Source organism: Kitasatospora sp. NPDC034533 (assembly GCF_055575155.1).
In genome coordinates this window covers 1-12245 of sequence record NZ_JBVITE010000002.1, presented here as the reverse complement: position 1 = coordinate 12245, position 12245 = coordinate 1, and the positions used below count along the sequence as shown (strand labels likewise).

Sequence of the window (12245 nt, the reverse complement as noted above, 5' to 3'; positions counted from 1 at the left end):
CGGTCTAGACCTCGCCCGGAGGGCGGGGCGGGCTGACGGTGGTGCGCGGACTCCGGCGCTGGGAGGACGCGCGGACGATCAGTTCGGTCGGCATCAGGGTGCCCGGCGGCGGGCCGGTGCCGGCGGTGCGGAACCTCGGCGGGAAGAGCCGGGCGATGTCGACGCCCGTCCCGGAGTCCACGCCCTCGATCGCGTCGATCAGCAGGTTGACCACCGTGGTTCCGATCTTGCGCGGCTTGAGCGAGAGGGTGGTGATCGGCGGCTCGGTGGCCGCGTAGACGTCGCTCTCGCTGCAACAGACCAGCAGCAGGTCGTCCGGCACCCGTAGGCCGTAGCGGCGGGCGGCGGCCAGCAGGTCGGTGCCGTTGGGGTCGAACAACCCGTAGACGGCGTCCGGCCGGTCGGGGCGGGCGAGCAGCCGGTCGGCGGCGACGGCACCGGCCGCCGGGTCGTGCGCCGGGTAGGTCTCGTACACCGGCTCCTGGCCGACCTTGCCGCACCAGCCGAGGTAGGCCTCGGTGGAGAGCCGGGTGTAGGTGTCGGTGCTGGTGCCGGTGAGCAGGCCGATCCGGCGGGCGCCGGCCTCGGAGAGGTGGTCGAGGATGCCGAGCACGGCGGCCTCGTGGTCGTTGTCGACCCAGGCGGTGACCGGGCAGTTGCCGGGCTTGCCGTCGCTGACCACCGGGACGCCGGACCGGTACAGCTCGCTCACCAGCGGGTCCTGGTCGGGCGGGTCGATCACCACGGTGCCGTCCAGGGCGATGTTGCCCCAGACGTCGTGGCGGGAGGAGGCGGGCAGCACCACCAGCGCGTAGCCGCGGCCCAGGGCGGCGCTGGTGGCGGCCCGGGCCATCTCGGCGAAGTACGCGAACTCGGTGAAGGTGAACGGCTCTTCACCGTAGGTCGTGACGGTCAGCCCGATCAGGCCGGACCGTCCGGTGCGCAGGGTGCGGGCGGCCGCGGAGGGGCGGTAGCCGAGTCGCTCGGCTACCTCGCGCACCCGGCTGCGGGTCTCGTCGGGCAGGCGGCCCTTTCCGTTCAGCGCATCGGAGACCGTGGTGATCGACACTCCGGCGGCTGCTGCCACATCCCGGATGCCGGCCCGCTCCAAACGCCGTGAGGTGGTGGGACGCCGACCGCTCTGGTTGGCTGCTGCTGTCATGGCGGACCGATCGTATGGCTCCTGACAAGGGTCTGTGACCGGCGCATCGGGAGCCCGTGGAGATACGTTTCTCCAAGAGTGAGCCGGGGTGCGCCCCTTCGATACCCGCCTGAAACCGGGCCTCTTACCTCTGACATGTGCCAAAGGAACCAGGCAGAATGGCTGATCCGCGCCTGTAACCCGACCGGGCATCTCACTCCTACGGGTGAGGGGCGATCGGTATCGTGCAAGGCACCCGACCGGGGTGGTCCGGGCGCGTCCCCAGGTCCCGGGCACGGCGGCGAACCCGGCCGTGACGGGTGAGCGCGACGGAGCGCGCACCGGAGAGTTCAGCGACAGGAAACGGAGTACGACCGTGAGCAGTACGTCAGCTCAGGGCCCGCGGCTGCGGCCGACCCTCGACGGCATCCCCACGTACAAGCCCGGCAAGCCGGCCGGCGCCGACGCCTACAAGCTGTCCTCGAACGAGAACCCGTACGAGCCGCTGCCCGGCGTCCTGGAGTCGGCGGTCGCGGCGGCCGGCTCGTTCAACCGCTACCCCGACATGGGCGCCACCGAGCTGACCTCGGTGCTGGCCGAGCGCTTCGGGGTGCCCGCCGAGCACGTCGCCCTCGGCACCGGCTCGGTCGGCGTCGCCCAGTCGCTGCTCCTCGCCACGGCCGGCCCGGGCGACGAGGTGGTCTTCGCCTGGCGCTCGTTCGAGGCCTACCCGATCATCACCCAGGTCGCCGGCGCCACGCCCGTCCCGGTGCCGCTCAAGCCGAACGGCGACCACGACCTGGACGCGATGCTCGCGGCGATCACCCCGAACACCCGGCTGGTCTTCGTCTGCAACCCCAACAACCCCACCGGCAACGTGATCCACCGCGCCGAGCTGGAGGGCTTCCTGGACGCCGTCCCGAGCGACGTCCTGGTCGTCGTGGACGAGGCCTACATCGAGTTCATCCGCGACCCCGAGGTGCCCAACGGCATCGACCTCTACCGGGACCGCCCGAACGTCTGCGTGCTGCGCACCTTCTCCAAGGCGTACGGCCTGGCGGGCCTGCGGGTCGGCTTCGCGATCGCGCACGAGCCGGTGGCGACCGCGCTGCGCAAGACCGCCGTCCCGTTCGGCGTGAGCCAGCTCGCCCAGAACGCCGCCGTCGCCTCGCTGCGCGCCGAGGAGGCGCTGCTGGTGCGGGTCGAGGCGCTGGTCGAGGAGCGCGCCCGGGTGGTGGCCGGGCTGCGCGCCCAGGGCTGGGAGATCCCGGACTCGCAGGCCAACTTCGTCTGGCTCTGGCTGGGCGAGCGCTCGCAGGAGTTCGCCGCCGCGTGCGCCGAGGCCGGTGTGATCGTGCGGCCGTTCCCGGAGGGCGTGCGGGTGTCGATCGGGGAGGCCGAGGGCAACTCGATCTTCCTCTCGGTGGCGGAGGCCTTCCGCAAGTCGCTCTGACCTCCTGCTGCTGATCGGCTCTTGACAGCGGCTGGCGGCCTCGGCCGTCGACCTCGCTGTTGGCACCGGCTGTCGATCGCAGGGGCGCGCCGGCTCTTCGGTGCGCCCCTGCGGCGTTTTCCGCGGCTCCGCGGTGGGCCCCGGCGGTGGTCTCACGTGGCACTGCGGGCTCCGCGGTGGGCTCCGGCGGTGGTCTCCGTCGCTCCGCGGGCTCCGCGGTGCCCCGTGCTGCTCGGTGGGCCTCCTCCCGGATGCCTGGAGGTCGCTGGGAGCCCGCTGGGAGTTCGGCCAACGAAGCGCCACGAAGCGGCCAAGGCGCCGACGGAGGGTGGGCCATCCGTCCGGAACGCCCGTATTCGACCGGTCAGTCTTCTCCCAGCCCACGCCCAGGGCCACGCAAGAGCTCCCCGGGAAGCTGTCCGGCATGAAGGTGCTCCCACGGCGGCGAGGCGCCGTCCTCGTCAACTCCGCGCTCGGCGTGGCCCTGCTGGGCGGTGCCGCCCTGGTGTACGCGACGGTCAGCGGCAGCTCCGGCCCCGCTTCCGCCAAGCCCGCGGCCCGTACCGCGACGGTCTCCAAGGGCACGGTCCTGGCCACCGTGTCCGGAACCGGCACTCTGGTCTCACCGACCGACGCGGCCCAGGACTTCACCACCGGCGGCCGGCTCACCGAGGTCAAGGTCGCGGTCGGGGACGCCGTGAAGAAGGGACAGGTGCTCGCCACCGTCGACACCACGGCGGCCCAGCAGCAGGTGGACGCGGCCCAGGCCGCCCTCACCACCGCCCAGGCCAACCTCACCAAGGCCCAGGCCGGGGTCACCACCACGACCACCGAACCGCTGCCGGCCTCCGGCGCCACCCCCGCCGCCGGCTCCGCCTCCGCCTCCGCCGGCGGCAGCGGCAGCGGCAGCGGTGCCGGTGGCGGTCGCGGGGCGGGCGGGAGCAGTACGCCCGCCCCGCAGACCACCACCATCACCACCACCAAGGTCGACGACGCGGCCGTGGCCCAGGCCCAGCAGCAGGTCAGCACCGCGCGGACCAACCTCGCCAACGCCCAGGCGGCGCTGGCCGGGACGACCCTGACCGCCTCGGTGGACGGCACCGTCGCCTCGATCGCCGGCAAGGTGGGCGACACCGTCGGGGCGACCGCCTCCGGCTCCTCCTCGTCCACCAAGTCGACCGGCACCAGCGCGGGTTCCACCTCCGCCCCGAGCGGCTTCATCGTGCTCACCAACCCGACCGGGATGCAGGTCACCGCGAACTTCTCCGAACTCGACTCGCTCAAGCTGAAGAAGGGCGAGGCGGCCACCGTCACCCTGAACGCCCAGTCCGACACCAAGCTCAACGCGACCGTCCTGTCGGTCAGTTCGCTGCCCAGCAGCAGCGGATCCGGCGGCGCGGCCGGCTCCGCCGCCGTCCAGTACGCGGCCACGCTGCAACTGAACGGCGACACCAGCACGCTGCGCACCGGCCTCAGCGCCACCGTCCAGGTGATCACCGGCGAGGCCGACAACGCGCTCTCGCTGCCCACCTCCGCGCTCTCCGGCACGGGTGCGAGCCGCACCGCGACGCTGGTGGGGCCGGACGGCGCCTCCGAGCGGGTCACCGTCGAGGTCGGCGTCGAGGGCGACAGCACGGTGCAGGTGGTGTCCGGACTGAAGGAGGGCGACAAGGTCGAACTCCCCACCACCAGCGGCGGCAACGGCTTCCCGAACGCCTCCTTCCCGGGCCTCAACCGGGGCGGCGGGGGCGCCGGAGTCTTCCCGGGCGGTGGCAGTGGCAGTGGCGGTGGCGGCGGCAACGCCGGTGCCGGCGGGGCCGGGGCCGGCCGGGGCGGCAGGGGCTGAGAACAGTCATGCGTCACGTCATCGACAACCGCGTCCCCGCGCGGCCCGTCCCGGTGATCCGGACCCGCCGCCTCACCAAGTCGTACGGGCACGGCGACGCCACCGTGCACGCCCTGCGCGGCCCGTCCGACCCGCACAGCGGCGAGCCGAGGGGCGTCGACCTGGACATCGAACAGGGCGACTACGTCGCCGTGATGGGCAGCTCCGGCTCCGGCAAGTCCACCCTGATGAACATCCTCGGCTGCCTGGACGTCCCGACCTCCGGCCGCTACCTGCTGGACGGCACCGACGTCGGCCACCTGGACGAGCAGCAGCTCGCGCTGGTGCGCAACCGCAAGATCGGCTTCGTCTTCCAGTCCTTCAACCTGGTGCCCCGCACCACCGCCCTCGCCCAGGTCGAGCTGCCGCTCGCCTACGCGGGCGTCCGGACCGCCGAACGGCGCCGCCGGGCGATGGCCGCGCTGTCGCTCGTCGGGCTGGGCGAACGGGCCGGCCACAAGCCCAACGAACTCTCCGGCGGCCAGCAGCAGCGCGTGGCGGTGGCCCGGGCCCTGGTGACGGCGCCCGCGATGCTGCTCGCGGACGAGCCGACCGGCAACCTCGACAGCCGGTCGACGGAGGAGGTGCTGGCCCTGATCGACGGGCTCAACGCCACCGGCCGCACCGTCGTGCTGATCACCCACGAGGACGAGGTCGCCCGGCACGCCAAGCGGGTGCTGCGCCTGGTCGACGGGCAGGTCGTGGGCGACCTCCGGCAGGCGCCGGTGGAGGGCCCGCCACCCCTCCTCCACGAGGCGGGGGTGCCGGCGTGATCCTCTGGCAGACGCTCCGCTTCGCGGTCGGCGGCCTGGCCGCCAACAAGGTGCGCTCGGCGCTCACCATGCTCGGGGTGCTGATCGGCGTGGCCTCGGTGATCCTGCTGCTGGCGGTCGGCAACGGCTCGTCGGTCGCGGTCAAGGAGTCGATCACCTCGCTCGGCACCAACTCGCTGACGGTCAGCTCCGGTTCGGCGAGCGGCGGCTCCCGCGCCACCTCCTCGGTGAAGAAGCTCACGGTGGCCGACGCCAAGGCCCTGGCGAGCGATCCGGACGCGGCCGCGATCAAGTCGGTCGCCCCGGTGGTCACCACCAGCGGCACGGCGCTGTACGGGAACGTCTCGTACAGCCCGGGCTCGATCGTCGGCACGTACCCCGCGTACTTCGAGACCGCCAACCAGAAGGTCGCGCACGGCGAGTACTTCACCGACGACGACGTGCTCGCCTCGCGCAAGGTCGCGGTGCTCGGCGCGACGACGGCCAAGCAGCTGTTCGACACCGAGGACCCGGTGGGCAGGACGGTCGTCCTCGGCGGCACGCCGTTCACCGTGGCCGGGGTGCTCCAGGCCAAGGGCGGCAGCGGCTTCACCGACCCGGACGACGTGGTGATCGCCCCGCTGCCGACGGTGCAGAACGCCTTCACCGGCTTCGGCTCGGTCAACCAGATCCTGGTGCAGGCCGCGTCGGCGGACACCACCGCCCAGGCCCAGTCCGAGATCACCCGCGTCCTGCTCGGCACGCACGCGATCGCCGACCCGGCCAAGGCGGACTTCCGGATCACCAGCCAGTCCTCGCTGCTCACGGCGAGGGAGAGCACGACGAGGACCTTCACCGTGCTGCTCGGCGCGGTGGCGGCGATCTCGCTGCTGGTCGGCGGGATCGGGATCACCAACATCATGCTGGTGACGGTCACCGAGCGGACGCGCGAGATCGGCATCCGCAAGGCGCTCGGAGCACCGCGCGCGGTGATCCTCGGGCAGTTCCTCACCGAGTCGACGCTGCTGTCGGTGATCGGCGCCGGGCTGGGAGTGGCGGCCGGGATCGCCGGCTCGCACTTCAGCATCGTCGGCATCACGCCGGTGGTGATCCCCGAATCGGTGCTCGGCGCCTTCGCCATCGCCGTCGCCATCGGGCTGTTCTTCGGCAGCTACCCCGCCAACCGGGCCGCCTCGCTGCGGCCGATCGACGCCCTCCGGCACGAGTAGGACTCCACACCATGAGCAAAGAGATCGCCACGGTCGAGGCCGGGGCCGCCACCCCGGCCGAACAGCTCGCCCTCCTCGCCACCCCGCCGGACGGGCGCGACGTGAGCGCCGAACTGGCCGCGCCGCCCCGGCGGAAGCTGCCCTGGCTCAGCCTGGTGCTGGCGGGCGGCGTGATCGCCACGGGGGCGTTCGCGGGCGGGGTCTGGTTCCAGCAGAACCAGGGGACGTCCCCGGGCGGCGGGAAGCCGTCCGCCTCCGCCGCCCGGCCGGCTGCTGCGGCGGGCGGCTACGGGCAGAACGGCTCCGGCCGCCGGGGGCAGGGACAGGGCGGGGCTCAGGGACAGGGCGGCCAGGGCACCGGGCAGGGCGGCTTCGCCCGGGGCACGGTCAAGGCCGTCGACGGCAACACCGTCTACCTGACGGACTCCAACGGCAACACCGTCAAGGTCACCACCGGCGACGCGACGAAGGTCCAGCTCAACAAGGAGGGCAGGGTCGCGGACCTCCAGCCCGGCCAGAGCGTGACCGTCGTCGGCACCCCCGACGCCGACGGTGGCTACACCGCCAGCCAACTGGTCGAAGGCGCCGCCGGCTTCGGCGCGGGAGGCTTCGGCGCGGGTGGTTTCGGCGGCGGCGGTGCCGGTGGCGGCGCCTCCAGGAACCCGTCCGGCGGCTGACCCGGAGCCGACGGACGACCGCGAGGCCCTCGCCCTTCGACGGGAGAGTTCGACGGGCGAGGGCCTTCGCGCGTTCGGCGGCGCACCGGTTCCCCACCGTGATCCCCTTGACCGATGGCGGGTCCGGCTCGGCCGGGCGAGGATCACCGGGTGACGCACCCCTTCCTGGAGACAGACCGGCTCGTCCTCCGGCCGCTCACCGCCGCCGATGCCGTCGACCTCTTCGCGCTGGACGACGACCCCGAGGTCATGCGCTTCATCAACGGCGGCGAGCCGGCCGACCGCGACGAGATCCTGGCCACCACCCTTCCCCGCCTCCTCCACGACCACCCCTGCTCGGGCACCCGGGGCTTCTGGGCGGCCGAGGAGAGGACCACCGGCACCTTCCTGGGCTGGTTCGAGCTCCGCCCGCCCGACGACCACGACCCCACCGTGGTCGAACTCGGCTACCGGCTGAACCGGGCGGCCTGGGGCCGGGGCTACGCCACCGAGGGCTCAAGGGCCCTGATCGACAAGGGCTTCACCGACCTCGGGGTCGAGCGGGTGACCGCGAACACCATGGCGGTGAACACGCGCTCCCGTCGCGTGATGGAGAAGTCCGGACTCTCCTTCCTCCGAACCTACTTCGGGGACTGGCCGGACCCGATCCCCGGGCCCGAGTACGGCGAGGTCGAGTACGAACTCCTCAAGGAGACCTGGGAACAGCGGCCCCGGTAGCTCGCGAGGAGTGGGTCTGGCCCCACCCGACCGTGTGGCCAGACCCCTAGGGCGTCCGCTCCGCGCTCCGTAGCGTCGTTGCCACAACGACCCGGAGGGAGAAGGACCATGGACGCCTTCGACGCGGTGAAGAAGTACGTCGTGCTGTTCGGCGCCGTCAGCGCCGTCGTTCTCGGCACGGTCGCCGTGATGGCGGCCACCGGGCACGGGGCGACGCCGTTCATGTGGATCCGGGGCGCGATCCTCCTCGCCGTCGCGCCGTTCCTCCACCGCCTCACCGCCCGCGCCGCCGACGGCGCGTACCGGGCCTTCGACCGCCTCCGCACCCTCTCCGCGGTCATGCCGATCGCGATCATCGGCGTCGATCTCGTCCCCGGTCTCTGCCCGGCCTGGTACGCGGTGCTCCAGGGCCTCTCCGCCCTCGCGCTGGTCGCCGTCGCCGTCCTCACCCGGAGTTCCGCCCTGGCCGCCGCCTTCCCCGAGCAGTAGCTATCCGGCCAGCTCGGCCAGCCAGGGGTGCCCGGGGTGGATGCGCTCCAGCCACCCGCGAAGGGCGTCCCGCCTCGGACGGCCCAGCAGCGGCAGCACCTCGGCGAAGTCGGCCCGGTCCTTGGGCCGCGGCGCCTTCGCCTTGAACAGCAGCACCAACTCCGGTGCCAGATAAGGGATGCCGTCGTCCGTCCGCTCGATGATCGCCCGGTACGGCAGCCGCAGCGACTCGTCCCGCCGGCAGATCCAGGTGCCGCCGTCGTGCGGCTCGCGGAAGACGTCGAGCAGGAACCGGCCGCTGGCCCGGTCCCGCATCCAGGTCTGGTGGGTGGCCGCCATGGCGTCGGCGCCGGGCGCCGGCCAGACCCGCCCCGAACCGACCGCGTCGAACTCGTATTCGGGGAAGCGGGCCCGGATCTCCGGAAACCCGGCTGCGGGCACCGCGATCTCCAGGTCCCCGTGCTCCCGCGACTGCCGCCCGCAGAACAGGTCGAGCGCCCACCCCGCCGCGACGCACCACGCGACCCCCACCCCGTCCAGCCGCTCCGCGACCTCCTCCGGCCGCCACGCAGCCATCCACCGGGCCGCCAACTCGCCCTCGTCGAACACAACGCCGCCGGGCGGCAGTGACTCGGTCATCGGGGCAGCGTACGTGCCGCCGACAACGGGGCTCAACCGCGCGTGATGATGCACGGTCTTGCGGCAGGTGTTCGAGGTCGGCCCGGTTTCCAGTACCGGCAACAGGAACTCCTTGCCGTCGCGGGAGCAGTTCCGAGAGCATCGTCGGGAAACCCGACGAGCAAGGAGGCAACTATGAAGCTGACCCGGCTTGTGGGTTCCTGCGAGGGTGGCGAGTGCCCGACTCTGTACCTGACGGACCGGGGCACGCTCGCCGTTCAGGGCGAGCACATGACCGAACACGGTCTGCCGATCCCGGCGCACGACTCCTTGGTCGAGATTCCCATCGAACTCATCCGAAAGGCTGTTCGTGACAACCTCATCCAGGACTCTCGGGGACTGGTTCTCGGCGTTCGAGCGAGAGGCGTTCCGACTGGAGACGTTCGACGACTACAGCCAGTCCGGTGGGGTCGACGCATACCGCGCCTTCCTCGCAGGCGAGGAGCAGCCGGACGACTTCAAGAACGCCGAGTGGGTCAGGACGGTGTCCGATGCCGCGCAGGCCGGCAAGCGGATGTACCGGGTGCACATCCTCTCGCGGCCGCTCTCGCCGTACCTCCGGTTCGAACTCGGCTGGGGGTACCGCCGGAACATGGCGGTCGGCGAGGAGTTCTTCATCCTCGACACCACCGAGCGGGAGAACCCGCTTCCCGAGGCCCCGGACTTCTGGCTCTTCGATGATGAGACCGTTGCCTCGATGAGCTACGACGGTAAGGGAAAGTACCTCGGGGCCGAATTCCTCGGCGGAAGTCAGGCCGCCGAATTCAAGGGGTACCGGGACACCGCGATGGCACACGCGGTGCCCTTCTCGGAATGGTGGACCGAGCACAGCCCGTGAACAGGACCCAACTCGGTGCGGCGCTGCGGGAGCTCCGGCAGGCTTCCGGCAAGGAAGCGAAAGCCGTGGCCCGCAGCGCCGTCATGTCTCCCAGCAAGCTGAGCAGGATCGAGACCGGCAAGGTGGCGCCCACCATCGTGGACGTGGAGCGCATCCTCACGGCTATAGGAGTGCCCGACGACGTCAGGACCGAGTACATGGCCGTCGCGCGGGCGCAGGCCACCGAAGCCACGGCGTGGCGGCTGATCCGACGGCTCGGCTACCACCGCAAACAGCAGCAGATCAAAGCCCTGGATGACGTCACCGGACAACTCCGGGTGTTTCAGCCCTCGCTTGTTCCCGGGCTCCTCCAGACCCCGGAGTACGTGCGGGCGGTATTCGGGGGGCTTTCATGCCGTTGCGTGGCGGAAAGTGCGCAGGGGGCCGGCGCCCGAGGCGGCGGCGGGCAGCCGGGTCACGGAGGTCGAGGGGCGGGTCCTGGACGACCCGGGGTTCGCCTTCTGGGCCGATCTCCACCTCGGCCCCACCGTCGTCCGTGACGGCCGCGCCCTACGCGATGTCGCCGACGGCTCGACCGCCCGCCCGCACGGCCGCACCGTCGCCCTCGGCGGGCCCCGAGACCTCTGGCGGACGGTGGAGACAGCCCACCGGACGTGGCTCGACCGGAACCGCCCCCGCCGCGAGTGGTTCACCCTCGATGCGCTCCCGGAGGGCCAGTTCGCCGGTCACACGGCGCCGGACGGCACGCGGTTCCGCTGGGCTCTCTGACGCGCGGGCGGAAATCCGGGCGACTCCCGTGGGCGTGATCCTCTACGGTGATCACGCCCAGGGCGGCCGTTTACCGCCCGTCGACGTGGCGCGACCAACGCGTCCGCAACCCAGGGAGTCACCGCCATGACGCGGACCCTTGTCTCGGAACTCCATGCGCACCTCGGGAAGACGGTCACCGTCTACGGCTGGGTGAACACGCTTCGCCTCCAGCGGCGCATCCAGTTCGTCCTGATCCGGGACCACACCGGTCTCGTGCAGGTCACCCACCCGCGCGGTGGGGAGGGCGACGCCATCGAGGCCGCCTTCGAGGGCGTGACGGTCGAGTCCGCCGTGAAGATCACCGGCCGGGTGGTCGCCAACGCGCAGGTGAGGCTCGGGGGGTTGGAGATCGTCCCGTCCCGGGTGGAGGTCGTCTCGCCGGCCGAGCCGAGGCTGCCGATCGACGAGAGGACCGGCATCGACCAGCGGCTGGACTGGCGGTTCCTCGACATCCGGCGCCCCTCCCAGCACCTGGTCTTCGAGGTCCAGACAACCGTCGAGCGGGCGATGCGCGAGGTGGCGGCCGAGGAGGGCTTCACCGAGCTGCACACGCCGAAGCTGATGGGCACGGCCTCCGAGTCGGGCGCCGAGGTGTTCGAGGTCGGCTACTTCGGCCGCACCGCCTATCTGGCCCAGTCGCCGCAGTTCTACAAGCAGATGGCCATCGCGGGCGGCATCGACCGGGTCTTCGAGATCGGGCCGGTGTTCCGCGCCGAGCCGTCGTTCACCTCCCGGCACGCCACCGAGTTCACCGGGGTCGACGTCGAGATCGCCTGGATCGACGGGGTCGAGGACGTGATGGCCTTCGAGGAGCGGATGCTGCACCGGGTCCTGGCCGCCGTGGACGCCCGGCACGGCACGGCGATCGCCGAGCACTTCGGCACCCAGGTCGCCGTCCCCGAACGGCCGTTCCCGAGGATCACGATGGCCGACGCGCTGGCCAGGCTGCGCGCCACCGGCTGGGACCCGGAGGGCGTCAAGGAGGACCTGGACCCGGAGGGCGAGCGGGCACTGAGCGGGCTGATCGCCGAGGAGACCGGGCACGAGTTCGTCTTCGTCACCCGCTTCCCGGCCGCCGTGCGGCCGTTCTACCACCTGCGGCCCGAGGACGACCCGACCGTCACCGAGTCCTTCGACCTGCTGTGGAAGGGCGTGGAGATCACCACCGGCGCCCAGCGCGAGCACCGGTACGACCGCCTCGTCGCCCAGGCCCGGGAGAAGGGCATGGACACCGGGCCGCTCTCCGGCTACCTCGACTGCTTCCGCTACGGCACCCCGCCGCACGGCGGACTCGGTCTCGGTCTCGGCCGGCTGCTGATGCTCGCCCTCGGTCTTCCCTCGATCCGCGAGGCGACGTTCCTCTTCCGGGGGCCGCACCGCCTCGAACCGTAAAGGGCGTGACGTTCGTAGGAGCGTGCCGGCCGTGAAAGCGTGCGGCCAGGCGCGGAGAAACAGCGGAAAGGGCCGTGCCCGAGGAGATCGGCGGTTTCTAGCGGTCGTTGCAACACGTGGTCGGTTGTCTAGGCCGCGAGGAGTTTAGCCAGACGCTCGGCTGGGGTTTCCCAGCCGAGCGTCT

The 12245-nt window shown here is 72.0% G+C and carries 12 protein-coding genes and 2 pseudogenes; 12 read left to right on the top strand and 2 right to left on the bottom strand.

Going from position 1 to position 12245, the window contains the following annotated elements; genetic code table 11:
- Nucleotides 1-4 precede the first annotated feature (4 nt).
- Nucleotides 5-1162, bottom strand: a complete 1158-nt coding sequence (locus ACZ55U_RS01710) for a LacI family DNA-binding transcriptional regulator (RefSeq protein WP_465521311.1) — start codon at nucleotides 1160-1162, stop codon at nucleotides 5-7.
- Between the two features lie 355 nt (nucleotides 1163-1517).
- Between ACZ55U_RS01710 and hisC the strand changes: the two genes are divergently transcribed.
- The 7 genes from hisC (at nucleotide 1518) to ACZ55U_RS01675 (ending at nucleotide 8343) form a co-directional block, all read left to right on the top strand.
- The gene (hisC, locus tag ACZ55U_RS01705) at nucleotides 1518-2594 is read left to right on the top strand and encodes a histidinol-phosphate transaminase (protein ID WP_465521309.1); all 1077 of its coding nucleotides are present in this window, start codon (nucleotides 1518-1520) and stop codon (nucleotides 2592-2594) included.
- A 424-nt stretch (nucleotides 2595-3018) separates the two neighbouring features.
- Nucleotides 3019-4440 (top strand): efflux RND transporter periplasmic adaptor subunit, encoded by a 1422-nt coding sequence (locus ACZ55U_RS01700; protein ID WP_465521307.1) that lies wholly within the window; start codon nucleotides 3019-3021, stop codon nucleotides 4438-4440.
- Between the two features lie 8 nt (nucleotides 4441-4448).
- Nucleotides 4449-5252, top strand: a complete 804-nt coding sequence (locus ACZ55U_RS01695; RefSeq protein WP_465521305.1) for an ABC transporter ATP-binding protein — start codon at nucleotides 4449-4451, stop codon at nucleotides 5250-5252.
- Entirely contained in the window at nucleotides 5249-6460 is a 1212-nt protein-coding gene (locus ACZ55U_RS01690; RefSeq protein ID WP_465521303.1) for an ABC transporter permease, read from the top strand. Before ACZ55U_RS01695 ends, ACZ55U_RS01690 begins: the two co-directional genes overlap by 4 nt.
- An 11-nt stretch (nucleotides 6461-6471) precedes the next feature.
- Nucleotides 6472-7137 carry a DUF5666 domain-containing protein gene (locus tag ACZ55U_RS01685; protein ID WP_465521301.1) on the top strand — a complete coding sequence of 222 codons (666 nt, stop codon included), beginning with the start codon at nucleotides 6472-6474 and terminating at the stop codon, nucleotides 7135-7137.
- A gap of 150 nt (nucleotides 7138-7287) precedes the next feature.
- Complete coding sequence (locus tag ACZ55U_RS01680) at nucleotides 7288-7854, top strand: GNAT family N-acetyltransferase (RefSeq protein WP_465521299.1); 567 nt, start codon at nucleotides 7288-7290, stop codon at nucleotides 7852-7854.
- 108 nt (nucleotides 7855-7962) lie between these two features.
- Nucleotides 7963-8343 (top strand): hypothetical protein, encoded by a 381-nt coding sequence (locus ACZ55U_RS01675; RefSeq protein WP_465521297.1) that lies wholly within the window; start codon nucleotides 7963-7965, stop codon nucleotides 8341-8343.
- On the opposite strand, the gene ACZ55U_RS01670 is transcribed toward ACZ55U_RS01675, so the two are convergent.
- Nucleotides 8344-8982 (bottom strand): nucleotidyltransferase domain-containing protein, encoded by a 639-nt coding sequence (locus tag ACZ55U_RS01670; RefSeq protein WP_465521295.1) that lies wholly within the window; start codon nucleotides 8980-8982, stop codon nucleotides 8344-8346.
- A gap of 174 nt (nucleotides 8983-9156) precedes the next feature.
- Between ACZ55U_RS01670 and ACZ55U_RS01665 the strand changes: the two are divergent.
- The 5 genes and pseudogenes from ACZ55U_RS01665 to aspS all read left to right on the top strand — a co-directional run.
- Nucleotides 9157-9345, top strand: a pseudogene (locus ACZ55U_RS01665) (hypothetical protein); the annotation flags it as partial.
- A complete protein-coding gene (locus ACZ55U_RS01660; RefSeq protein WP_465521293.1) occupies nucleotides 9332-9859 on the top strand; it encodes a DUF6879 family protein in 528 nt (175 codons plus the stop codon). The pseudogene ACZ55U_RS01665 and the gene ACZ55U_RS01660, both read left to right, overlap by 14 nt.
- Nucleotides 9856-10239 (top strand): annotated as a pseudogene (locus ACZ55U_RS01655) (helix-turn-helix domain-containing protein); the annotation flags it as partial. The gene ACZ55U_RS01660 and the pseudogene ACZ55U_RS01655, both read left to right, overlap by 4 nt.
- A gap of 31 nt (nucleotides 10240-10270) precedes the next feature.
- On the top strand, nucleotides 10271-10627 hold the full coding sequence (locus ACZ55U_RS01650) for a hypothetical protein (RefSeq protein ID WP_465521772.1): 357 nt from the start codon (nucleotides 10271-10273) through the stop codon (nucleotides 10625-10627).
- A gap of 126 nt (nucleotides 10628-10753) precedes the next feature.
- Nucleotides 10754-12061 carry an aspartate--tRNA(Asn) ligase gene (aspS, locus tag ACZ55U_RS01645; RefSeq protein ID WP_465521291.1) on the top strand — a complete coding sequence of 436 codons (1308 nt, stop codon included), beginning with the start codon at nucleotides 10754-10756 and terminating at the stop codon, nucleotides 12059-12061.
- Nucleotides 12062-12245 lie beyond the last annotated feature (184 nt).

Bases quoted from the DNA above. Each gene is read 5' to 3' on its own strand.
- ACZ55U_RS01710 (WP_465521311.1), bottom strand. From the start codon at position 1,162: ATGACAGCAGCAGCCAACCAGAGCGGTCGGCGTCCCACCACCTCACGG.
- ACZ55U_RS01700 (WP_465521307.1), top strand. From the start codon at position 3,019: ATGAAGGTGCTCCCACGGCGGCGAGGCGCCGTCCTCGTCAACTCCGCG.
- ACZ55U_RS01695 (WP_465521305.1), top strand. From the start codon at position 4,449: ATGCGTCACGTCATCGACAACCGCGTCCCCGCGCGGCCCGTCCCGGTG.
- ACZ55U_RS01685 (WP_465521301.1), top strand. From the start codon at position 6,472: ATGAGCAAAGAGATCGCCACGGTCGAGGCCGGGGCCGCCACCCCGGCC.
- ACZ55U_RS01675 (WP_465521297.1), top strand. From the start codon at position 7,963: ATGGACGCCTTCGACGCGGTGAAGAAGTACGTCGTGCTGTTCGGCGCC.
- ACZ55U_RS01670 (WP_465521295.1), bottom strand. From the start codon at position 8,982: ATGACCGAGTCACTGCCGCCCGGCGGCGTTGTGTTCGACGAGGGCGAG.
- aspS (WP_465521291.1), top strand. From the start codon at position 10,754: ATGACGCGGACCCTTGTCTCGGAACTCCATGCGCACCTCGGGAAGACG.